17 protein-coding genes are annotated in these 22,161 nt (G+C 65.9%); 2 read left to right on the top strand and 15 right to left on the bottom strand.

From position 1 onward, the window contains the following. Window positions 1–99: 99 nt before the first annotated feature. The 10 genes from NTD82_RS24180 to NTD82_RS24225 form a co-directional block, all read right to left on the bottom strand. Complete coding sequence (locus tag NTD82_RS24180) at window positions 100–2,934, bottom strand: RHS repeat-associated core domain-containing protein (RefSeq protein WP_262130580.1); 2,835 nt, start codon at window positions 2,932–2,934, stop codon at window positions 100–102. Beyond that, window positions 2,927–7,234 (bottom strand): SpvB/TcaC N-terminal domain-containing protein, encoded by a 4,308-nt coding sequence (locus NTD82_RS24185; protein ID WP_262130581.1) that lies wholly within the window; start codon window positions 7,232–7,234, stop codon window positions 2,927–2,929. Before NTD82_RS24185 ends, NTD82_RS24180 begins: the two co-directional genes overlap by 8 nt. 90 nt (window positions 7,235–7,324) lie before the next feature. After that, on the bottom strand, window positions 7,325–8,176 hold the full coding sequence (locus tag NTD82_RS24190) for a CAP domain-containing protein (RefSeq protein ID WP_262130582.1): 852 nt from the start codon (window positions 8,174–8,176) through the stop codon (window positions 7,325–7,327). 208 nt (window positions 8,177–8,384) lie between these two features. Further along, on the bottom strand, window positions 8,385–9,005 hold the full coding sequence (locus NTD82_RS24195) for a cell wall hydrolase (protein WP_410017085.1): 621 nt from the start codon (window positions 9,003–9,005) through the stop codon (window positions 8,385–8,387). Between the two features lie 162 nt (window positions 9,006–9,167). Further along, window positions 9,168–9,875, bottom strand: coding sequence for a GNAT family N-acetyltransferase (locus tag NTD82_RS24200; RefSeq protein ID WP_262130583.1), 708 nt, complete (start codon window positions 9,873–9,875; stop codon window positions 9,168–9,170). A 67-nt stretch (window positions 9,876–9,942) separates the two neighbouring features. Next, window positions 9,943–11,568 carry a methyl-accepting chemotaxis protein gene (locus NTD82_RS24205; protein ID WP_262130584.1) on the bottom strand — a complete coding sequence of 542 codons (1,626 nt, stop codon included), beginning with the start codon at window positions 11,566–11,568 and terminating at the stop codon, window positions 9,943–9,945. Window positions 11,569–11,684: 116 nt separating this feature from the next. Continuing rightward, window positions 11,685–12,539, bottom strand: coding sequence for a helix-turn-helix transcriptional regulator (locus NTD82_RS24210; RefSeq protein ID WP_262130585.1), 855 nt, complete (start codon window positions 12,537–12,539; stop codon window positions 11,685–11,687). Next, a complete protein-coding gene (locus NTD82_RS24215) occupies window positions 12,536–12,859 on the bottom strand; it encodes an AzlD domain-containing protein (RefSeq protein WP_371864250.1) in 324 nt (107 codons plus the stop codon). The genes NTD82_RS24210 and NTD82_RS24215 overlap by 4 nt, the downstream gene beginning before the upstream one ends. After that, window positions 12,859–13,554, bottom strand: coding sequence for an AzlC family ABC transporter permease (locus NTD82_RS24220; RefSeq protein ID WP_262130586.1), 696 nt, complete (start codon window positions 13,552–13,554; stop codon window positions 12,859–12,861). Before NTD82_RS24220 ends, NTD82_RS24215 begins: the two co-directional genes overlap by 1 nt. 76 nt (window positions 13,555–13,630) lie before the next feature. After that, entirely contained in the window at window positions 13,631–14,272 is a 642-nt protein-coding gene (locus NTD82_RS24225; protein ID WP_410017088.1) for a sel1 repeat family protein, read from the bottom strand. A 276-nt stretch (window positions 14,273–14,548) separates the two neighbouring features. On the opposite strand from NTD82_RS24225, the gene NTD82_RS24230 reads away from it, so the two are divergent. Together NTD82_RS24230 and NTD82_RS24235 are read left to right on the top strand one after the other, a co-directional pair. Beyond that, window positions 14,549–16,915, top strand: coding sequence for a DNA polymerase II (locus tag NTD82_RS24230; protein WP_262130588.1), 2,367 nt, complete (start codon window positions 14,549–14,551; stop codon window positions 16,913–16,915). Window positions 16,916–17,128: 213 nt separating this feature from the next. Continuing rightward, on the top strand, window positions 17,129–17,686 hold the full coding sequence (locus NTD82_RS24235) for a DUF4174 domain-containing protein (RefSeq protein ID WP_095153662.1): 558 nt from the start codon (window positions 17,129–17,131) through the stop codon (window positions 17,684–17,686). Window positions 17,687–17,744: 58 nt separating this feature from the next. On the opposite strand, the gene NTD82_RS24240 is transcribed toward NTD82_RS24235, so the two are convergent. The 5 genes from NTD82_RS24240 to NTD82_RS24260 form a co-directional block, all read right to left on the bottom strand. After that, window positions 17,745–18,530, bottom strand: coding sequence for an amino acid ABC transporter ATP-binding protein (locus NTD82_RS24240; protein ID WP_262130589.1), 786 nt, complete (start codon window positions 18,528–18,530; stop codon window positions 17,745–17,747). A 30-nt stretch (window positions 18,531–18,560) separates the two neighbouring features. Further along, on the bottom strand, window positions 18,561–19,802 hold the full coding sequence (locus tag NTD82_RS24245) for an NAD(P)/FAD-dependent oxidoreductase (RefSeq protein WP_262130590.1): 1,242 nt from the start codon (window positions 19,800–19,802) through the stop codon (window positions 18,561–18,563). A gap of 25 nt (window positions 19,803–19,827) precedes the next feature. After that, window positions 19,828–20,538, bottom strand: a complete 711-nt coding sequence (locus NTD82_RS24250) for an ABC transporter permease (RefSeq protein ID WP_262130591.1) — start codon at window positions 20,536–20,538, stop codon at window positions 19,828–19,830. Beyond that, entirely contained in the window at window positions 20,535–21,254 is a 720-nt protein-coding gene (locus tag NTD82_RS24255) for an ABC transporter permease (RefSeq protein ID WP_095153658.1), read from the bottom strand. The genes NTD82_RS24250 and NTD82_RS24255 overlap by 4 nt, the downstream gene beginning before the upstream one ends. A 126-nt stretch (window positions 21,255–21,380) precedes the next feature. Beyond that, entirely contained in the window at window positions 21,381–22,139 is a 759-nt protein-coding gene (locus NTD82_RS24260; RefSeq protein WP_262130592.1) for a transporter substrate-binding domain-containing protein, read from the bottom strand. Window positions 22,140–22,161 lie beyond the last annotated feature (22 nt).

Consider the following 22,161-nt stretch of genomic DNA (forward strand, 5'->3'; position numbering starts at 1 on the left):
GCTCGATCTTGAGAACGGCAGAAAACTCTCGGCATGCGTCTGGTCGCCGCTACCCGGTCTACTGACTGGCGCCTCATGCCCACACCGGCCCCGGCGCTTTCAAAAGCGCCGCAACAGCGGCCCGATGCGTGGATTCGCGCTGTGCTTGCCGGCAAGCTGCAGTGACTGAACGACAGCCTCGAATTGCGAAGCCGGCACCAGGGCTGCATCGAACTGTTGGCCGTCCAACCGGTAATAAATGCTTTGTGCTTCGCTCAGCGAAGCTGTTTGAGACCATACCGAGCGGCTGTTGACCCCCTCCATGAGATTGTTCGCCAGCCAGTTCTGGCTTAACGCAGGCATCGTCGAATAATGTTGCGCGCGCAGTTCAGCGACGCGTTCGGTACTGATGGCAAAGCCCGGGTCACCGGGCATTCGCGGTGTGAAGTCCAGCGTTGGCTGGTCGATGCTGTTCTGTCCCCATGACAGCGGGTGGGGAACCGGAGCAGTCACCCACGGATCGACCACTATCGGATCGGTGAGACGCGGATCACCCAGCATCCCGAAGCTGTGATCCTGTGTTTGCGCAATGGATACCGGCGTTCCGGGCCATTGGGCGGACGAAGCTGCCAAGTGCACGAACACTGCCGCGTGCTCATCGCACAAGCCGGTTGCGGTGGCCAGGCCATGTTCGGCATGAGCCCTCCAGTCGGTTGGCCCGCCTGCCGGATCGATCGTCTGACGCAGCATGCTGCTGTAAATCGCCGAGGTATAAGCGCTGCGCAGGACATCGCCGAGCTGATTGCCGGCGCCTCGGGAAAGATAGCGCTTGGTGCTCCAGATGACGTTGTAGGCAAAATCAACTGCCGGTCCTTCACTCGCTCGTAGAGAAACACCCTGAGAACTACCGCTGTTGATCAGCCCGGCAGGTAGCGAACGCTTTGCCTCTTTACTGAAGGGCTGGACAGCGTAGTTGGCGTTCAGCCCGTGGAGGTCGCGCCAGGTCAGCGGATTATTGCGCACGAACGCAAAGCGGTTCAGCCCGTCCACATCTCCCGCGGGGTCAGGGTTGATCCACCTCGCCAGCCACGGTGCGTAGTAGCGCAAACCATAGTCGTACAACCCGCTGGCATCCCGTTCCTTGCCCGCGTAACGGCGCACCTTGTAACCCGCTTCCACCGCCGAATGCGCCGCCCACCAGGCCGTGCCGCCGAACGGGTAATAGCCTTCGTGGCTGATGATCCGCGCTTCGCCATCCAGTTCCAGGTTGCCGCTGTCGAGGTGGTCGCCGAGGCTGTAGCGCAACTGCGGGGTGTCGATGCCGTCGGGTTTGCCTTCAAGCCAGTGCAGGCAACGCACCGCGCAGCGGCCGGCCTGGAGGTTGATCACGCTGAGGCGCTCGCCGTCACGGTTGCGTAATTCCAGGCCGGGGAGATAGCGCACTTCACTGCGCTGCAAGCGGCCGCCAACCAGACGCGTGGTGACCTTGCGCACCCGCAGGCCATCGCCGCCGTAGCGGTAGTGTTCTTCATCATTCTCGCCATCTTCGCGAGCGACCTGCCGCGTGCTGTGCAACTGGTTGCTGGCGTTCCACTGCAAGGGCTGACCGGGTTGCAGGTGCAACAGGTTGCCGTTGCGGTCGAAGCCGGCGCGGGGATTTTCAGGGGCAACGCCATCGACCCATGGCAACGCGTGATTGCTGTCGTCCGCTACCGCCATATGGCGGTTATAAGCCTGCCAACCGATGTGCTGGAGGCTGAGCAGGTTGCCGCTGGCGTCGTATTCATAGTGCTGGCGGTAGTTGAGCAGGCGGCTGGTATCGCCGGGTGCCGGGGTCATTGGTGGCAGTCCGGGGCTGATCGCCGCGCCGGTAGCTTCTCGGCCGGTGGCCTCGATCAGGTGGTACAGCGAGTCGTAGTGAAAGGTGCTGACCGGGTCGACTTTCTGATTGGAGAAATGGCTGACCGGCTGGCTGAGGTCTTCGATACGCAGCACATTGCCGACCCGGTCGTAGGCGTAAATCAGATCCTGCAGGGCGCCGCGCTCTGGGCGGCTGGCGCTCAGGCGTTGCAGGCGACCGTCGGCGGGGTCGTAGTGGGCGAGGCTGATAACGCCATTGCCAGCGGTCTGGCTTTCGATCTGGCCGAAGGCGTTGTAGCGGACGTCGCCCAGCAGCTCATGCTCACTGCCGTCTTCCAGCCGCAAGGTGATCGAGGCCAATTCGCCGGCGAGGTTGAAGCGCGAGCTGTGGCGGTTACCGAGAGCATCGGTCTGTTCCAGCACCTCGCCCAGTGGGCCGTGGAGAAAGGTGGTGTGGGCGCCGTCGCCGGGCTCCAGCAGGGCATCGCGTTCGCCGGTTGCGGCGGGCCAGTCGGGCAGGTCGAGGTCGGCTAGAAAGAGGCGAATCTCGCCCTGTTCCGCACCGCCCAGGCTGTAGCCGGGAATCAGGCGACTGCCGGCTTCATCGTCGTGGCGCAGCAGGCGGCCGCAGCGGTTGTCGGCAGACGCTTCGGCTCCGCCGTAGCTGAAACGCTCGGCAGCGCGCGCGGGCTGCTCGGCTGTGGTTTCGCGAATCAGTACCGGGCGCAGACGCTCGTCGTAGTCGGTTTGCCAATGGCTGTCGCGGCTGTCCCAGTTCTCCAGCGACTGCCCGGCATCACCGAACAGCGTCAGGCGCCAGCCGGCGTCGGCGCTTTCCAGCCATAACGGATTACCGGACAGCGATGACAGCAGCGCCTGGCCAGGCGCGACGCTGTCGCCTTGATCCAGTCGCTCGAACAGCCGCGGATCCCATTGCCGTGACCACTGCCCGGCGGCGTCGTACCGGCTCAAAGTGACTCGGCGTTCAGCCGTCTGCTCCGGGGTGTCCCGACAGTAAGCCACCTGACGCAGCGGCCGGCCGAGGCTGTCGCCGACGTTCAGATCAGGCGTGTGCAGGTGGGTTGCGCTACGCATCCGGTCCCCGCATTTCTTCCCACGTGTCGTTTTCGTCCTCGCTGATGCTGTACCAGGGCAGGTGGCGCTGGCGGCGCAGGTAGCCCTTGGCGGTGAGGGTGCGCAGCACCCGGCCCAGCGGGTCGTAGAACTGCTGGTCGTTGTAGCCGAACAGGCGGAACGAGGCATCGTTGATGTAGCGCCAGCGATTGGCGAAATACGGCCGGTAGACCCGCACCGCCAGCCCCTTGTTGTTGTATTCGACACGCTCGCTGACCCGCCAGCGCTCGGGGCTGTCCACCAGCACCGGCTGACCGTCCTCGATCAGCAGTTCGCCCTGTTCATCCACGGCGTAGGCCATGCCCGGTTCGACCTGCTGTTTGCCCTGCAACTCCCGGCCAAAGCCGTCGCTGCAACTCAGGCTGATGCGCACCTGCACTTCGGGATCGCCGGGGTAACGGTCGGCCAGCAACACCGCGCTGTGCACCGGCTGGCGCAGTTCGGCCGGTTGCATCCAGCTGAAGGCGTCGTAGTAACAGGCGCTGGCGGCCTGTTGCAGGGCGCGGGCGGGGTCGGCGAGGGCGGCGGCGAGGCTGTCGCTGTCGCGCTGGTAATCGCTGAGCGGGGCGAACCCCACTGGCTGGCCGGCCTCGGTGCCGTGGATGCTGCTCGCCAGCACGCGCCCGAAGCCGTCATACAGGGCTTCCTGGTGGTTCTGGTTGGGGTCGGTGATGTGCACCGGTTGCAGGCAGTGATAGTCGAACCGGGCGTGGGTCCGGCAGCCATCGGCCAGGGTGATGTCGCTGATCAGGCAGTGATAAGGGTCGTGCCCGACCTGGGTCAGGCCGTGGCTGTGGGTTTCGCGAAACTCCACGGTGCGGTGGAAGGCGCTGGCCGGGCCGAAGTGGGTGAAGCCCTGACGCACGGACCAGAGTTCCATCTCCGGCTGCGCCGGGAGGAAGGCCGGCATGCGTTGGTAGCCCAGGCTCAGCAGCTTCTCGCGCAGTTGTTCGCGGCTCATCACCCGGTCGTAGGCCGCTAGCGCGCTGTCGTTCAGTTCGGCGCTTTCGAGGAAGCCGGGCAGGGCTTCGAAGGTTGCTTCACCGTCCGGCAAATCGGTGCGAAGCGGGCTGTCGGCGGCCTGGTAGCGTTGCAGGGTTTGCCCGGTCAGGGCGCGTTCGGCCTCCGCGTGCAGCGGGCCGTCGGCACTGGCGAAGTGTTCGTAGCGGCGTTGCCCGGCGGGCAGTTGCGCCCGTGGCAGCACCAGGGCGTTGCCGCGCTGGCGCCAGGGCAGGGCGATGCGCCAGCCCTGCGGATCGGTCAGGTGAATGGCTTCGGCGCGGGTTTCGTGCAAGTAGTGCTGGTACTGGGCCTCGTCGTGCGCGTCGCGCCACCAGGTCTGTTCGTGCTCCGTGTCGAACGGTGGCGGATCGCTGACCTGGCGGCGCCGCGCACAACTGAGGGTGACGCCGTGGGTCAGTTGGCCGAACCGATCGTGGGCGAGGTTGATCTGGTGCTGGCAGCGCGGGTCGTCGGCCTGGCGTTCGTAGTCGTGGCGCACGGTTTCCAGGGTCAGGGGCAGCATCTGCGCATAGGGCTGGTGCGGGCTGGCCGCTGCCAGTTCGCGCACCCGGTAGCGGTGTTGTTCCACCGAGTACGGCACTGTGCTGTCGGCGCCGGGGTCCAGGCCATAACGCTCGCTGCGGATCGGCAGGCCGCTGAGGGCGTGGGCCATGGCGTGCCGTTGCGGTTCGCCTGGGCTGTCGATGAGTTGCTCGTCTTGCGTGTGCGGGTCAAGCCGGCTGAGCAGGTCGGGGCCAAGGGTCGGGGCTTCGGGGTCGTGCCAGGGCGTGTCGAGTGCCGGCGCCGGGTACTCGCCGGTGTGGAACCAGTGCTTGCTCAGCAGCGGCGCAGTGAAGTGCGCGTCGTCGCTGCCCTGGGCGCTCTCGCTGTCGGTTTGCAGCAGCAGGGCGAAACCGCGCAATTCGCGGTCGTGGCGGTCGTAGTAGCCACCGCGGTAGCGCATGCACTGGACCAGGCGGTTGCCGGTGATTTCATCGAGCTGGCTCTGCCGCGTCACCAGGTGCAGGGCGAAGGGCAACTGGCTGACCGGCGACTGGCCGGCCTGGCGCCGCTCCTGTTTTTCGTCCAGCCATTCCTGTGCCGAGCTGCGGTATTCGACGCAGCCGACCGCGCCCATGTGGTTGTCAGTGCGGTGCAGCAGGTAGGGCTTGCGAATGGTGAAGTCCATGCGCCAGTGGCGTGGGTTGATGTGCGGCACGGTCAACACCAGGCTGGCACAACCGAGACCCTGCAGGTCGGCGGCGCTGACCTGGCACAGGCGGTCGTAGCGCACGCCGTCCGGCCAGGGGTAAAGCACGGGCGCTTCCAGGCCGAAGCCGCTGCGGTTCATGAACACCTGCACGCCATCGCTTTGCAGGTACAGCAGGTCACTGGCGCCGGAGCCGTCCAGGTCGGCGAGGAGCAGACACGAGGCATCGAATTCATCGTGGCCGAACGGCAGATCAGCAAGACGAAAGCCCTTGCCGAAGCGGCCATGACCCAGGTTCGGCCAGCAGCGCACCTCGTCGTGGCGAATGCGCACCAGATGCTGCTGGCCGCTGCCGAGCACATCGCTGAAGGCGACCACCTCGGCGCGGCCATCGCTGATCACCGGCAGGTTGTCGTCGTGGTGTTCGACGTCCACGCCCTGGCCGTAGCCCCGTTCGCGGCGCGACGGATACAGCCGCACGCTGCGCGGGCCGATCAGCGCCAGGTCGGACAAGCCGGCGCCGCTCAGGTCGGCCAGTTGCGCCAGCGGGTGCAGCGCCTCGTCGGGAACGACGGCAAAGGGCACGAAGTTCGACCACTGCCGGTCCGGATCAAGGGTGAAGAAGCCGTTCAGGCCCGGCGCGCTGACGCACCAGTCGAGCCGGCCATCGCCGGTCATGTCCGTCAGGTGCTGGTGCACGGGCCGACTGCGGTCAGCCAGGGGGATGCGCGGCAGGACGGTCCATTCGCCGTAGGTCACCGCATCGGGCTGCTCAGCCTCGGCAAGGCGCAGGGGTTCGCGGTAGTACCAGCCCTGGTCATTGCCGTGCAGCACACCGGGCAAGCCCTCGCCATACAGATCCACCAACTGGTAGAACTGGCCGTCGTTGAGCCCCGGCATGGTCGGGAATTCGCTGAAAGTGCGCTCGGCCTGGCTGTCGAAGGCGCTGTAAGCGAAGCCCAGTGGCGGCAGGCTGCTGCGCCGACCGTCGGCGCCCCAGCCCTGTTGATGCACGGCGGCGAGCAGGGTGTAGGACAGCGCCGTGGTCTGGTAGTCCAGCAGCAGACGGGACACCAGCACCGGGTCCGGGCCCAGTTCGCCTGGGAAGTGATGGAACATCAGCAACTGCCGGCACAGGCGCAGCGTGCTCAGCTCGAAACCGTAGGCGAAGCTGCTGTGGGGATCGCTGCGCACGGGCCAGGGTGTGGATGCGCCGTACTGCGGTTTGTCGTCGATGCCGACCGGGCGTTCGCCGTAGTCCAGCAGCAGGTCGAAGTGCCATTGCTGGCGCTCGATGTCCTCCGGCTGCCACAGGTACAGCCACGGATACGCCTCGGCGTTGCCGTAGCGCACCCGGCCCAGATAGCGCTGGGCGCGGAAGTCACGCGGGGTGTCCGGCGCCAGGCCGGCCAAGTCCTCGATCTTGTACTGGTAAAGGATGTGCTCGCCGTGGGCGTTCAGGCTTTCTTCCAGCAGCCATTCGGCGACCCGTTGCGGATCATCCGGATCGACATGGCGCGAGGCGGCGGTGCGGCCATACAGGTGCAGGCTGCCGTCGGCGCCATGAATCAGCCAGAAACCTGGGTCGCCGGGGTCCGCGCGCCAGTGTTCGATGCGCTCGAAGGCGCCCTCGATGCGCGGGAAATGACGGATGACCTGATAGCGCTGGTCCAGCGCCAGGCCACGGTAGGTGTCGATTTCGCTGAACAGCGGCGCGCCGTTGCCGTCCAGTTCCGCCAGCCAGGGCTGGCCGTCGGGGCCGATGATCACATCGTCGTCGCTGTAGCGCGGCACGCCTTTGCTGGTGCGCCGGGCAACGCAGCCCAGCGACAGGCTCCAGCCCATGCCGAACACGCCGTTGCTGATGGTACTGCGGTAGTTCAGGGACAGTGTCGGGGCGTAGCCGCGACCTGGCGAGAGCGGCAACGGAATCTCGAAGGCGGCGGCACCGCTGCCGCCGGCACCCCCCCAGCTACCGCCGAGGCTCTGGATTGCGCCACCGCCCTTGGGCAGCGCGGGTGGGGTGACGGCGGGCGTCTGGTCCTGCATGTCCTTGCTCCATGTCCGTTGGGCATGGCGTCAAGAGTGCACTGTCAGGCGCTTTCCGTTAACTGACAGAAATAACAGGTGGCGCGGTCCTCATGGTGTGCCGAACAGCGCCGTCCAGTAGATTCCTGCATCGCTTTTCGGGTCGGTGGCATACGCCGCGCCGAGTTCGCGCAGGGCCGGGTTCATCAGGTTGGCGCAGTGGCCGGGGCTGGCCAGCCAGCCGTCGAGCACCTTGCGCGGGCTGTCGAGGCCGGCGGCGATGTTCTCGCTGATGCGCTGGCCGTTGTAGCCGGCCAGCTCGGCGCGGTCGCCGGGAGTGCGGCCGTCGCGGTCGATATGGTCGAAGAAGTTCTGGTTGGCCATGGCCCGGCTGTGACTCTGGGCGACCCCGGCCAGGGTGGTGTTCCAGGCCAGCGGGCTGGTGGCGGCCATCGCCTGGTTGCCACACTGGCGCGGTTGGGCGCGGGCGCTGTTGATCGCTTCGAGCAGTTGCTGGCCTTCGCTCTGCCAGTCGCCGAGGCGGGCGCTGAGCAGGGGGCGGGCGACGACGATGCGCCATTCGCGGTCAACGCGGCTGACACCGATATCAACGAACTGCGGGTCGAGCACCACCTGGCAGAAGCTTTCGCGGATCGCCTGCATGGCGGCCGCCGCGTCGCGCGGGCCGGACAGGCTGATGGCCTGGACGTTGACCATCGGGTACGTGGCCCGGGCCAGTTGCTGTTGCAAGTCGCCCATGCCGGTGACCGACAGCACCAGACGCGGATCGCTCGCCAGTGGCGGCAGCTCCAGCGAGCCTTGGCCGGCGCAGTGTTGTGGCTGGTTGCGGAAACCGTTGATCGCATCGATCAGTTGCGTCTCTTCGCTGGCCATGGCCTGGCTGGCGAACACCGGGGCCAGGCAGAGCATGGCGATACGCAGGATGGATGAACTGACGCGCATTTGAATCTCCCTTGATCTGGCGCCACGGGGCGTGCTGGAGGGCCCGGTGTGGCACGTCTTGCGGTAAATCCGGCGGGTCCGCGGTCATGGCCGGCCGGTGGTCCCCGGTCAATTGGGGAATGGTTGCCTGATGGCGTGCATGGTAGCCAGATATGGCGTGCGCGTGTCGTCTTTGTCTGGCGCAAGGCCTTGAGGGTTCCGCAGGTAATCAGTGGGCGGCGCCATTCTTCGGTCGATAGAAGACGAATTTGCCGGTCTGTGCGGTTCTGAGGAAGGTTTTCGACCACGCGGGGGAGGCGTTGCGGGCGTGGAAATAGAGGGCGCCGCGGCTGTTGTCCGGCAGTTGCCGGTTGAGCACCTTGCGGGCGATTTCCTTGGTTTTCAGGTATTGCTCGTCTTCCTTGATCTGGTCGGCGCGGCCGTCGCACCACCAGGAGAACTGGCAGGCATGGCGTTCGGAGCCGTCCTTGACCACCGCGCAGACGGTGTCGGGGAAGCCCTCGTGGCCGACCCGGTTCATCACCACATTGGCCACCGCCTGCATATCGGCGTCGCTGGCGCCCTTGGATTCCCAGTAGATGGTGCGGGCCAGGCACGTCAGGGTGTCGTCGAGGGGCGCGGCGCCTTGCGGGTCCACGGCCTTGGCTTCGGTGGGGGTGATGGTTTCGCTGGGGGCGGGTTTGGCGTCGGTGGCCTGGGTGGCGACCGCGTGTTCCAGGGCTTCGGCTTTTTCCTCGGCCTTGACGGCGATGGCGGGGTCGGCCGCGCTGGCGGTGGTTGTGAGCACAAGCATGATCGACAGGCAGACGGTATTCAGCATGAGGCGCATGATCGAACCCTTCCCGCAACGAGAGCTACCTGATTCGGTAGACATTGGCTGAAGTTCAATCATTCCGAAGTTGCCGCCGGACGGTAGGAGCGAGCTTGCTGGCGAAGGGGCGCGCGAGGTTTGCCGGCCTTTCGCGAGCAAGCTCGCTCCTACAGTACAGGCTCAGACCAGGCGGATCTCGCGAACCTGCACCTGCGCAATCCGCTCCAGCACAAACGCCCGCGCATGCCGGCTCAGTTCATCCAGATGGCGGTCACGCTTTTTCTCCGCCTCGACCATCGCCTTGCGCCCGTGCTGCTTGAGCAGGTAGCTGTGGATCTGCTGCACTTCGACCGTCCGCCACACCGGCGCGACGTCGAGCATCAGCAGCACGCCGTCGCCCGGCGCCGCGCCGCTGGCCATCAGCACCTGGGTATCGCGCACGCCCACTACCGCGAAGCCGAGCGCCTCGAAGCAGGGCACCTTGCCCTGGCCGCAGGCCAGTTCGATACGGTTGTAGCGCTGGCGTAGGTGGTCCAGCAGCGACCGCGCAATCCCGCGCCGGCGCAGATCAGGCCGCACCGCCATCCAGGCCACCGCGCAGGCGCCGGGTTCGCCGTCGATCGGCAGGCACAGGGCAAAGCCGTGCAACTGCTGCGTATCGTCGTCGTCACAGGCCAGCAGCAACTCGACCGGCAGCCGCGAGCCGCCCAGGGCTTCGAGGTACAGGTGCACTTCGAAGCCAAGGCCGTACTGATAGAGGTTGTACAGCGGATTGCTCGGCGGCAGGGCGGTGCTGCTCAGTTGGCTGAAGTCATCCACCACCCACTGCAGCAGTTGGCTTTTCAGCGGTTCTTCGGGCGGGGTCTGGAGCAGGGTGACAACAGGCATCGGGCGGGCAGTTCCGGAAAAAGGGCGGGGCGCCAGTCTACAGCAGCCCCGTCCGGAGTTCCCGCGCTTACACGCGGAAGCGCCCGACCAGCGCCGTCAGTTCCTTGGCCAGCCCCGACAGGGTGTGGCTCGCCGCGTTGGTCTGTTCGGCGCCTTCGGCCGAGCGCGCCGAGAGTTCGCGGATGTTCAGCAGGTTGCGGTCCACTTCACGGGCGACCTGGGCCTGTTCCTCGGCGGCGCTGGCGATCACCAGGTTGCGCTCGTTGATCTGGCCGATGGCGGCGTAGATACCTTCCAGTACCTGCTCGGACGCCTGGGTGGTGTCGAGCGCGGCGCGGGCCCGTTCGGCGCTGGTGTGCATTGAACTCACCGCGACTTCGGTGCCGCTCTGCACGCTGCCGATCATCTGTTCGATTTCCTGGGTCGATTGCTGGGTGCGGTAGGCGAGGGTGCGCACCTCGTCGGCGACCACCGCGAAACCGCGCCCGGCCTCACCGGCCCGCGCCGCTTCGATGGCGGCGTTGAGGGCCAGCAGGTTGGTCTGCTCGGACACCGCGCGGATCACTTCCAGCACCTTGCCGATATCGCGGATCTCGCCGGCCAGCAGTTGCAGGCGCTCGCTGCCGGCCTGCACTTCGCCGGCCATGGCCTGGGTGCCGTCGAGGGTTTCGCTGACCTGACGACGGCTCTGTTCGGCAAGGCGGTTGGAGTCGTTGGCGGCCTGGGAGGTGGACACTGCATTGCGCGCGACTTCTTCCACCGCAGTGGTCATTTCGGTCACGGCGGTGGCTGCCTGCTCCAGCTCTTCATCCTGGCGGCGCAGGCTTTCGGCGCTTTGCTCGGTCACCGCGTTGAGGGCCTGGGCAGCCTCGGCCAGTTGTCCGGCGCAGCCGCTGATACGGCCGAGGGTGTCGCGCTGGCTGTGCTGCATGCGCTGCAGTTCGGCGAACAATTGGCCGATTTCATTGTTGCCCGGCACCTGCACCGACTCGCTCAGGTCGCCGCCGGCGATGCGCTGGAAGTGCCGGCCCGCCTCACGCAGCGGTCGCAGCACGCGCTGCTGGATGAAGCTCCAGCACAGCGCGGCGAGCAACAGCGTCACGGCCAGCAAGGCGAGGCTGGTGATCTGCGCAATGTGCAGGCGCCGTTCGGACTCGGCCATGATCTGCTGACCGCGCTCGCTGAGGGCCTTGACCAACTCCTGACGCAGGTTCTGCAAACGGCCCATGGCGTTGCCGGCATCGACGTTGACCGCGAAGTAATGGTCCAGCGAATTCGCCAGGGTCGCCTCGCGCTGGCCGGCGACGGCCTTGGCGTAGGCGGCGAAGGTGCGTTGCAGGTCGTCGGCCACCGGTTTGAGCGCCGGGTCCTGGACGTTGTCGACGAAGGACGCCACCAGTTTCAGGCTCTCGCCGATCAGTTCTTCGGAGCGCACCAGGCGGGCCTTGGCGCTGTCGGCATGGCCGCCTTGTTGTTCGATGAAGCCCGAGGACACGTTGGCGCTGGCGCGGATGGCCATCAGCAGCGCGTTGTTGAGCCGGTCGGACTGGTGCGCGGTGTCGTCCAGTTCGTTGATCTGTGCGTCGCTGCCCACCGCGCCGCGCCAGGCGCTGACGGAGGAAAACAGCAGGGTCAGGCTGAACAGCGACAGCACCCAGAACATTCCGGTGCGGATTTTCAGGTCGACGAACATGCGGGCAAGGCTCCTGTAGGCAGTTTCAAGGTCCGTCACTTTTTGTACCGGACGGTTCAATGGCTATCGGAGGCGCAGGGTGACGACTTGAGGGGTGCAAGCGGGGTTTGGTTCGATTATCGAACAGAGATTACCGGCTGCCGCTCGGCGCAGGCGCGGCGGTATTCTCCGGGAGTGACGCCATAGGCTTGCTTGAACTGGCGATTGAGGTGGCTCTGGTCGGAGAAACCGAGGTCGAAGGCCACGTTGAACGGCAGGCCGCCGTGACGCAGCAAGGTCCGCGCCCGGCCCAGGCGGCGCTGCTTGAGCCAGGCGTGGGGCGGCAGGCCGGTGGCCTGGCGGAATACCCGGGCGAAATAGAACGGCGACAGGTTCACCGCGGCGGCCAGTTCTTCCAGCGACGGCGGGCAGTCGAGGCGGGCATCCATCAGTTCCCGGGCGCGGATCACCGCCAGCGGCTCGTTGCCCGGCGCGCGGGCATCGCCAACCCGGGCGTGGCGCTGCATCAGCAGCAGCGCCGCCTCGCGCCAGGCCGATTGCTGCTCCAGCGCGCTGGCGCCGCCCTGGGCCGAGCGGTGCAGGCCGATCAGTGCGGCATGCAGTTGCGGGTCGTGCAGCACGCTGCCGGTGAAGGCGGGCGTGCCGCCGTGGCGAATGTCCAGTTCGTCCAGCACCTTGGTCAGGTGCATGACGTCCGGGTAGGAGCCGCGGTAGCTCCAGCCGGCCTCATGGGCGCGGGCGCCGGTGTGCATTTCGTCCGGGTTGATCACCACCACGCTGCCCACCGGCGCCACATGGTCGGCGCCGCGGTGCCAGAAGCACTGCGCGCCAGCCTCGAGGGCGACGATGGAATAGCCTTCGTGCACGTGCGGGGCGAAGCGCTGCTGGAAGTAGCGGGCTTGCAGCAGCTCGAGGTTGTCCAGCGCCGCGGCTTGCCAGAAGTGTGTTTGTTCCCGGGATGCAAGGGTCATGGCGAACCGCCCAGCCACCAGCGATAGACGAAGAAGAAGCCCATGCTCAACAGCATGCTGAGCAGGGTGTTGCGCGTCCAGAGTACCAGCCCGATGGCCACCAGCGAACCCAGCAGGTAAGGGTTGAGCGGGTCCAGGTTGAGCTGGTGGTCGGGCAGGAACACGATCGGCCCGCAGATCGCGGTGAGCATGCCGGGTACGGCAAAGCCGAGGAACTGCCGCGCGTTGGAGCTCAGGCGCAGCGGCAGGCGCGGTTCGAGAAAAGCGTAGCGGTTGAGGAAGACGATCAGGCCCATGGCGAGGATCAGCAGGAAAACCATCAGCGTGCACCCCAGAGTTTTTGACAGATGAACCCGGCGCCCATGCCCAGCAGGCCGGCGATCACCAGGGCGGTTTCCCAGTGCCAGTAGCTGAACAGCACCGAACAGAACAGCGACACCGCCACGCACACCACCGTTGGCACGTTGCGCACGCAGGGGGCGATCAGCGCGACGAAGGTGGCGGCGATGGAGAAGTCCAGGCCCAGTTTGTCCAGGTGCGGGATGTTCTGGCCGAGGATGATCCCGGCCAGGGTAAACAGGTTCCACGCCAGGTAGAACGTGAAGCCGACGCCCAGCGCGTACCAGCGGTTGAACTGTTCGCGGTCGTACTGGCTGACCAAGGCGAAGAACTCGTCAGTCAGCAGAAAGCCCAGGGCGACCCGCCAGCGGCCTGGCAGCCCGGAGATCACCGGCCGCATCGACAGGCCGTAAAGCAGGTGCTGGGAGGTCAGCAGCAAGGTGGTCAGCAGGATCGACAGCAGGTTGGCGCCGCCCTTGAGCATGCCGATCGCCACCAGTTGCGCGGCGCCGGCGAAGACGATCGCCGACAGGCCCTGGCCTTCGAGCGGGGTGAGGTTGGCTTCGATGGCCATGGAGCCGGCCAGCAAACCCCAGGGCGCGACGGCCAGTGACAGGGGCATGCTGGCGATGGCGCCATGCAGGTAAGCAGTGCGGGCGAGGCGGGATCCGGGCATGAGCGACAGCGTGATGATTGATGGCCAGACAGGATGCCAGAGTGCCGCCCGGCTGGATTGAACAATCTTGCTCAGCTCACGGGTGGCGATTGACCACCTGCGGGCGCACCGCCCGGCAACCGTTGATCTCCACGGCTTTCTTTTGATAGCGGGCGCGCTCGTTCGGGTCCAGGCCGGCAAGCAGGCGATAGACCTCGGCCTGGAAGTCGCGCTGGCGCCCCCATTGCAGCGCCAGCCCTTGCGGTCGTTCGCTCAGGCACTGCAGGCGCACCGCCGGTTGCGGGAAATAGCCGGCGTACAGCGAGTCGCGAGTCGGCACCTGTTCCAGGGCCTGGCGGTATTCGGCGCTGTTGCGCAGCTCCGGGCACCAGTTGCCCACTTCCAGCGCCGCCGGGGTAAAGCCCTGGGACAGACTCGAACGCAGCAGCGGACAGGCCTCGGCCGAAATCTGATTGACCGGCAGGTGGGTGATGTAATGCAGGGCCAGGCGGTACTCGGCCACCGGGTGATGCAGCAGGGCGGCGCGTTGCAACAGCGCCACCGCCGGTTGCAGGGCCTGGTCCAGCGACTGCACCTTGCGGATCAGTTCCTGATCGTTGGGCGCGGTGTCGGTGGGCAGGGTGTTGCTCTGCGCGTCGGCTTTCTCCAGCAGGGGCAGGGCCTGGCGATACAGCAGGTCGGCGTGGGGATCGATGACGGGATCACCGGCCACGGCCATGACGGGCAGCAGGCACAACAGGGAGAGCAGGGAGCGATCACAACGCACGTGGTAGATCCTTGTGCCCCGTAGGGTGAGGGCGGGAAAAGGCTGGGGCGTGATTCATGGCGATAGGCACTGTCCGTAGTGGATGAAGCATTTCCTTTGAGGGCGCATTCTAGCGGGAGAGGCAGCGCGCCGAAACCCGTCGCACTGTCGCGCCGATAAGGGGCGCTCCGGGCCGGTGGCTCGGGTAGACTCCGTGCCCTTTGAGTGAATGTTGTCGAGGAAACAGCGGTGCAGGTAGAACAGGGCTTTGTCCTGACCCGTCATTGGCGGGATACGCCGCAAGGCACCCTGGTGGAGTTCTGGCTGGCGACCGAGGCAGGGCCGCGGCGTGTGCGCCTGCCGGCGCAGACGTCAGTGGCCTTCGTTGCGGCGGATCAGCGCGAGCGGCTCGGCGAGCTGCTGCGCGGCGAAAAGGACGTGGAACTGCGCCCGCTGGCGCTGAGAGATTTCGCCCAGCGCCCGGTCCTCGGCCTGTATTGCCGGCAGCACCGGCAACTGATGCAACTGGAGAAACGCTTGCGCGGCGCCGGCATCGAGTTGCTGGAGGGCGACATCCGCCCGCCCGAGCGCTACCTGATGGAGCGCTTTATCACCGCGCCGGTGGATTTCAGCGGCCAGCCCGACAGCGACGGCGTCTGGCTCGACGTCCAACTGAAACCGGCCAACGACTACCGGCCACGGCTGAAACTGGTGTCGCTGGACATCGAGACCAGCGAACGCGGCGAGCTGTATTCGATTGCCCTGGAAGGTTGCGGGCAGCGCCAGGTGTACATGCTCGGCCCGGCCAATGGCGACGCCAGCGGCATCGACTTCCAGCTCGAATGGTGCGACAGCCGCGCCGACCTCCTGCAGCGCCTGAACGGCTGGCTGGCCGAGCACGACCCGGACGCGATCATCGGCTGGAACCTGGTGCAGTTCGACCTGCGTGTTTTGCACGAACACAGCAAGCGCCTTAACGTGCCGCTGCTGTTGGGCCGCGACAGCCAGCCCATGGAATGGCGCGAACACGGCAGCCGCACTCACTACTTCGCCAGCGCCGCCGGGCGGCTGATCATCGATGGCATCGAGTCGCTGCGCTCGGCGACCTGGAGTTTCCCCTCGTTCAGCCTGGAAAACGTCGCCCAGACCCTGCTCGGCGAGGGCAAGGCCATCGACACGCCGTACCAACGCATGGACGAGATCAACCGCATGTTCGCCGAGGACCGCCCGGCGCTGGCCCGCTACAACCTCAAGGACTGCGAGCTGGTGACGCGGATCTTCGACAAGACCCGGCTGATGGACTTCTTGCTGGAGCGGTCCACGGTCACGGGTTTGCCGGTGGACCGCAGCGGCGGTTCGGTGGCGGCGTTCTGTCACCTGTACATTCCGCTGATGCACCGCCTGGGCTTTGTCGCACCGAACCTTGGCGGGCGCGAAGGCGAGGCCAGTCCTGGCGGCTTCGTCATGGACTCGCGGCCCGGCCTCTACGAATCGGTGCTGGTGCTGGACTACAAAAGCCTTTACCCATCGATCATCCGCACCTTCCTGATCGACCCGGTGGGATTGGTGGAGGGCCTGCGCGAGCCGGACGACGAACACTCGGTGGCGGGTTTTCGCGAGGCGCGTTTCTCGCGCACGCAGCATTGCCTGCCGGCCATCGTCGAGCGCGTCTGGCAGGGCCGCGAGGCGGCCAAGCGCGACGGCAACGCGCCGTTGTCGCAGGCGCTGAAGATCATCATGAACGCCTTCTACGGCGTGCTCGGTTCCAGCGGCTGCCGCTTCTTCGACCCGCGCCTGGCGTCGTCCATCACCCTGCGCGGGCACGAGATCATGCAGCGCACCCGCAAGCTGATCGAGGCGCGTGGCTACCAGGTGATCTACGGCGACACCGATTCCACCTTCGTCTGGCTCAAGCGTGCCCACGACCAGGACCAAGCCAGCCAGATCGGCCAGACCCTGGTGCGTGAGGTCAATGCCTGGTGGCGCGACCACCTGCGCGAGCAATACGGCCTGGAAAGCGCCCTGGAATTGCAGTACGAAACCCACTACACCCGCTTTCTGATGCCCACCATCCGCGGCGCCGAGGAGGGCAGCAAAAAGCGCTATGCCGGCGTGGTGCAGCGTGCCGATGGCAGCGAAGAGGTGATCTACAAGGGCCTGGAAACCGTGCGTACCGACTGGTCGCCGCTGGCCCAGCAGTTCCAGCAGGCGTTGTATTTGCGCATCTTCCGTCGCGAGCCGTACCGGGAATTCGTGCGTGAATACGTGCAACGCACCCTGGCCGGCGAACTGGATGACTTGCTGGTGTACCGCAAGCGTCTGCGCCGGCCGCTGGATGACTACCAGCGCAACGTCCCGCCGCATGTCCGCGCGGCGCGGCTGGCCGATGACTTCAACGACAGCCTGGGCCGGCCGCGGCAGTACCAGAATGGTGGCTGGATCAGCTACGTCATCACCACCAGTGGCCCGGAACCGCTGGAGGCGCGGCGCAGTCCGATCGACTACGAGCATTACCTGAGCCGCCAGTTGCAGCCGGTGGCGGACGCGATATTGCCGTTCGTGGGGGATGATTTCAGTGGGTTGATTGATCGGCAGATGGGGTTGTTTCAGGACTGAGAGGTTTTGAAGGCTCATCGTGCTGTAGGAGCGAGCTTGCTCGCGATACACACGCCCATCCGCCGCCATCCCAAATCCATCAGCTATCCTTCTGACACCGGAAGTTACTTTTGTCCCGTCCACCAGGTGATTGCGTTCGTTTAGGCTGCGGCCTTCGGATCTTTCCTACAGGTCTGTAGTCATTTGTTACGAGGAAAAAAGAAGGAGAAACACATGCTTGCCCGGTCACTGACCCTCGCCACTCTGCTCGCCATCGCCGCTCCCCTGGTTGTCGCCGATGACGCCCCTCTGGCCCAGGATCTGGGCAAGGCTCGTCCCCTGGTGGTGATAGCCCCGAGTACCGCCGACCCGGTGTTGCGCGGTATCAACGAAGCGCTCAAGGACCCCGCCGCCCAGGCCGGATTCAAGGAGCGCAATCTGGTGCTCTACAGTGTCGCCGGCATGGTCGGCAAGCGTGACGACAAATTCCTTGAGCAGCAGACCACCATGGCGCTGATCCGCGAGCTGTCCCTGGGCGCGCGCAATGGCACCCAGGTGATTCTGGTGGGCAAGGACGGCCAGAAGCACGAAATCAAGCATGACGGCACGCTCGATCCCCAGGAAATCTTCGCCGCAGTGGATGCCTTGCCGGCCGAGGAAAAAGCCATTACCGCGCCGGAACCGGTGCCGGTCGCCGAGACCAAGGCCGGCAAGCCCGCGAAGGCCGGTGAGCCTGCAAAACCGGCCAAGCCGGCCAAACCCCTGCCACCGCCCAAGCCGCTGGACGACTGAGTTCCAGGCCGCTGGAAAACACGGGCCGGCGTCATCCTGACGTCGGCCCGTGTTGGTTTCAGTGCAGGATCTGCGCGAGGAAATCCCGCGCCCGCGGGCTGCGCGGAGCATTGAAGAAGGTTTCCGGCGGGGCGTCCTCGATGATCTGACCACCGTCGAGGAACAGCACCCGCTGCGCCACCTGCCGGGCAAAGCCCATCTCGTGGGTCACGCAGAGCATGGTCATGCCGCTGTCGGCCAGCTTCACCAGCACGTCCAGCACTTCGGCAACCATCTCCGGGTCGAGCGCCGAGGTCGGCTCGTCGAACAGCATGATCTTCGGTTTCATGCACAGCGCCCGGGCAATCGCCACGCGCTGCTGCTGACCTCCGGAAAGCTGGCCGGGGTACTTCGCCGCCTGGCTGGAGATGCCCACCTTGTCCAGGTAGAACTGCGCCAGCTCCTCGGCCTGGGCGCGACTGAGGCCGCGCACGCTCATCGGCGCCAGGGTGCAGTTGTCGAGCACGCTCATGTGCGGGAACAGGTTGAAGTGCTGGAACACCATGCCGATTTCACTGCGCACTTTCGCCGCCTCGCGACTGTTGCCGGCGAGGTCGGTGTCGTTGACCAGGATCGTGCCGTGCTCGGCGACTTCCAGGCGGTTGATGCAGCGGATCAGGGTCGATTTTCCCGAGCCCGAGGGGCCACAAAGGACGATGCGTTCGCCCTCGTGCACCGTCAGGTCGATACCGCGCAGCACGTGGTAGGGACCGTAGTATTTCTCCAGGCCGCTGATATGCACCGCGACGTTGCGCGAGTCGGTGGTCGCTTGCGGGGTTGCGGCAAGGCTGAGTGAGGCGCTCATTATTGTTGTTCTCCGGCGGGTGGGCGGAACTCAGTTGAAACGCTCGGCGCTGTAGGGCGCGGGGTCGGTGAAAGGCTGTTCGCCGGTCATCATCTCGGCCAGCAGGCGACCGCTCACCGGACCCAGCGTCAGACCGTGGTGGGCATGGCCGAAGTTGAACCAGAGGCCGGGGTGGCGGCTGGCCGGACCGATCACCGGACGCATGTCCGGCAGGCACGGGCGGCGGCCTAGCCACGGGGTTTCTTCGATGCGTTCACCGAGGGGGAACAGCTCGCGGGCCACGGCTTCGCAGCGCTGCAACTGGATCTCGTTGGCGGCGTCGCTACTGGAGGCGAACTCGATGCCGGTGGTCAGGCGGATGCCTTGTTCCATCGGCGCCAGGACGTAGCCGGCCTGGGCATCGCAGATCGAATGGGTCAGTTGTGCGCCGCCGCGAGCTTTGTAGTGGGCGTGGTAGCCGCGCTTGATTTCCAGCGGAATCCGGTAGCCCAGCGGCTTGAACAGCTCGGCGGCCTGCGGGCCGAGGGCGATCACCACTTCAGGGGCAGTGATCGGGCCGCGGCGGCTGTCCACCTGCCACTCGCCGGCGATCTGGCGCAGGCTGCGCGCATCGCCGTGGATGAAGTGGCCGCCACGCTGCACGAACAGCGCCGCGTAGCCACGCACCAGGGCGCTCGGGTTGCTCACGGTCTTCGGGTCGCGCCAATGAATGCCGCCCACCGCGCCCTGGGTCAGGTCGGCTTCGCGTTCGTGCAGTTGCCTGCGGTCGAGAATCTCGAAGACCAGTCCATAGGACTTCAGCGCTTCGGCTTCGACCTTGGCCGCTTCGAAGGCGGCGTCGTTGCGGTAGACCTCGATCCAGCCGTTGGCCTTGACCAGCGACTGCACGCCGGCCGCCTCAATCAACGCGTCGTGTTCCTCGACGCAACGCTCCACCAGCGGCAGCATCGCCTGGGTCGCCACGGCCAGCGGCGCGGGCGCGGAGTTGCGCCAGTAGCTCAGCAGCCACGGCGCGGCCTTGGGCAGGTAGCGCCAACTGAAGCGCACGTCGGATTGCTGATTGAGGCCATAGCGCACCAGTTTCGGCAGCGCGCGCGGGAAGGAATAGGGGATCACGCTGGAGCGCTCGATCAGCCCGGCGTTGCCGTGGCTGGTGCCGCTACCCGGTTCGTCGCGGTCGATCAGGACGACCTTGCGGCCGCGCGCTTGCAGGTGCAGGGCGGTGCTGACGCCGACGATTCCGGCGCCCAGGACGATGGTTTGGCAGTGCATGACAAGGATCCTCTACGGCAAGGGTTCAGCGCAGGTGGCGGCCCAGGCGGGCTTCGATGTGTTTGAGGCTGCGTCGTACGATTTCGACGATCAGCAGGTAGAGCACGGCGGCCCAAAGGTAGATCTGGAAGTCGAAGCTGCGCGAGAAGGCCAGCTTGGTCACGCCCATCAGGTCGTAGATGGTCACCAGCGAGGCAATGGCGCTGGCCTTGATCATCAGGATCAGTTCGTTGCCCAGCGGACCGATCGCCACTACCAGTGACTGCGGCAGGATCACTTTGAAGAAGGTGGTCGAGCGTTTCAGGCTCAGCGCGCTGGCCGCTTCGTATTGCCCGGGCGCGACGGCCAGCAGGCTGCCGCGGAAGATTTCCGCCTGGTAGGCAGCGGTGTTCAGGGTGAAGGCCAGCAGGGTGCAGAACCAGGCGTCGCGGAAGAACCACCAGAGGCCGACGTCCTGCCAGAAGCCCTTGAACGAACCCAGGCCGTAATACAGCAGGAACAGTTGCGCCAGCAGCGGCGAGCCGCGGAAGAAGTACACGTAGCCGGCGCTCAGGCGTTGCAGCGTGAGGCTTTTCGACATCCGCGCCAGGGCCAGGAGCATGCCCAGCAGGGCGCCGAGGGTGAAGGAGATCGCCACCAGCTTGGCGGTCACCAGCAGGCCGTCGATAAAGCGCGGGCCATAGCGCTCCAGCAGGTCGGGATTGAGGAACATTGCCAGCAGTTCGTCGAAGCTCATGGACGGGCGCTCCGCAGGTGGCGGCTGAAGTGGTTCTCGATGAAGTGGAAGACTCGGCCCGACAGCGCCGAGAACAGCAGGTAGCAGAGGCAGGCGACGCCGTAGAACAGCATCGGCTCCTTGGTCACGCTGACGGCCAGATTGGTCTGGCGCATCAGGTCGACCAGGGAAATGGTCGAGACCAGCGAGGTGTCCTTGAGCAGCGACAGCCAGTTGTTCGACAGGCCGGGCAGGGCGATGCGCAGCAGTTGCGGGAACACCACCTTGCCGAACGCGGTGCGTTTGCCCAGGCCGAGGGCGGCGCAGGCTTCGTACTGGCCCTTGGGCACGGTCTTGAACGCGGCCAGCCAGATTTCGCTGGAGAAGGCGGCGAACACCAGGCTGAAGGCGACCATGGCGGCGAGGAAGGTGTTGATCATCACCTCGCCTTCATAGCCCATGGCGGCCAGTATTTTTTGCGCGGCGATCTGGCAGCCGTAGTAGATGATCAGCAGCGTGAGCAATTCCGGCAGACCGCGGAACACCGTGGAAAACACCGTGGCGAAAGCCCGTGGCAGGCGTTTTTTCGAACGCGCGGCGAGGGCGATGCCGAGGCCCAGCGGCAGGCCGATGGGCAGGCAGGCGAGGGCCAGCGCCAGGGTCACCAGCGCACCGGCGAGCAACGCCTGACCCCAGCCGCCGCTGGCGAAGGAGAGGAGTGACAAATGTTCGAGCATGGGCGAAGCCTCGGGAAGGGGCAGTCTTGAGGGCCGCTATCGCGAGCAAGCTCGCTCCTACAGGGAGGGGGAGAAAGGTGTAGGAGCGAGCTTGCTCGCGATAAGGCCGTAAGCAGCCCTAAACGGTCACTGGTAGATATCGAAGTCGAAGTACTTGCCCGCGATCTTCTGATACGTCCCGTCCGCCACGATGGCATCCAGCGCCTTGTTCAGCCGCTCGCGCAGGGCTTCGTCTTCCTTGCGCACGGCAATCGATGCGTCGGCGCGGGTGCCGTCGACATCGCCGAGGGTTTTGCAGCAGTCCTTGCCGGCCTTGCCCAGCCATTCCAGCAGCGGGAATTTATCGGCGATCACGCCGTCGAGGCGGCCGGCGGCGAGGTCGGCGTTGGCTTCGTCCAGGGTCGGGTACAGCTTCACATCGGCACCGGCCTTGCCGTACACGTCTTCGGCATAGATGGCCTGGGTCGAAGAGGCCTGGGCGCCGACGGTGTAGCCCTTGAATTTGGTCTGGGCGTCGGTGATTTCGCTGTCTTTCGGCACGGCTACCGCCAGCGGGGTGCGGTAGTAGTGGTTGGTGAAGGCGATCTTCTTGCGCCGTTCCTCGGTGTTGATCATCGACGCCACCACGGCGTCGTACTTGCGCGCGATCAGGGCCGGGATGATGCCTTCCCAGTCCTGGGCGACCACGGTGCACTCGACTTTCATCTGCTCGCACAGGGCCTTGGCGATATCGACGTCGAAGCCGTGCAGGTTGTTGTCCGAATCAACGTAGTTGAAGGGCGGGTAGGCACCTTCCGTGGCGATCTTCAGGGTTTCGGCCTGGGCCGACGTGATGCCGGCCAGCAGCAATGCGCAGGCCCCTGCGAAGCGAAGAACAGGTTTCATGTGACACCTCGATCTGTAGTTG

Origin of the sequence: Pseudomonas sp. 5P_5.1_Bac1 (assembly GCF_025466015.1) — a bacterium.
GTDB lineage: Bacteria > Pseudomonadota > Gammaproteobacteria > Pseudomonadales > Pseudomonadaceae > Aquipseudomonas.

Coding starts and splice junctions, on each gene's coding strand:
- NTD82_RS24180 (WP_262130580.1), bottom strand. CDS start 2,934: ATGCGTAGCGCAACCCACCTGCACACGCCTGATCTGAACGTCGGCGAC.
- NTD82_RS24185 (WP_262130581.1), bottom strand. CDS start 7,234: ATGCAGGACCAGACGCCCGCCGTCACCCCACCCGCGCTGCCCAAGGGC.
- NTD82_RS24190 (WP_262130582.1), bottom strand. CDS start 8,176: ATGCGCGTCAGTTCATCCATCCTGCGTATCGCCATGCTCTGCCTGGCC.
- NTD82_RS24195 (WP_410017085.1), bottom strand. CDS start 9,005: ATGCGCCTCATGCTGAATACCGTCTGCCTGTCGATCATGCTTGTGCTC.
- NTD82_RS24200 (WP_262130583.1), bottom strand. CDS start 9,875: ATGCCTGTTGTCACCCTGCTCCAGACCCCGCCCGAAGAACCGCTGAAA.
- NTD82_RS24205 (WP_262130584.1), bottom strand. CDS start 11,568: ATGTTCGTCGACCTGAAAATCCGCACCGGAATGTTCTGGGTGCTGTCG.
- NTD82_RS24210 (WP_262130585.1), bottom strand. CDS start 12,539: ATGACCCTTGCATCCCGGGAACAAACACACTTCTGGCAAGCCGCGGCG.
- NTD82_RS24215 (WP_371864250.1), bottom strand. CDS start 12,859: ATGGTTTTCCTGCTGATCCTCGCCATGGGCCTGATCGTCTTCCTCAAC.
- NTD82_RS24220 (WP_262130586.1), bottom strand. CDS start 13,554: ATGCCCGGATCCCGCCTCGCCCGCACTGCTTACCTGCATGGCGCCATC.
- NTD82_RS24225 (WP_410017088.1), bottom strand. CDS start 14,272: ATGGCCGTGGCCGGTGATCCCGTCATCGATCCCCACGCCGACCTGCTG.
- NTD82_RS24235 (WP_095153662.1), top strand. CDS start 17,129: ATGCTTGCCCGGTCACTGACCCTCGCCACTCTGCTCGCCATCGCCGCT.
- NTD82_RS24240 (WP_262130589.1), bottom strand. CDS start 18,530: ATGAGCGCCTCACTCAGCCTTGCCGCAACCCCGCAAGCGACCACCGAC.
- NTD82_RS24245 (WP_262130590.1), bottom strand. CDS start 19,802: ATGCACTGCCAAACCATCGTCCTGGGCGCCGGAATCGTCGGCGTCAGC.
- NTD82_RS24250 (WP_262130591.1), bottom strand. CDS start 20,538: ATGAGCTTCGACGAACTGCTGGCAATGTTCCTCAATCCCGACCTGCTG.
- NTD82_RS24255 (WP_095153658.1), bottom strand. CDS start 21,254: ATGCTCGAACATTTGTCACTCCTCTCCTTCGCCAGCGGCGGCTGGGGT.
- NTD82_RS24260 (WP_262130592.1), bottom strand. CDS start 22,139: ATGAAACCTGTTCTTCGCTTCGCAGGGGCCTGCGCATTGCTGCTGGCC.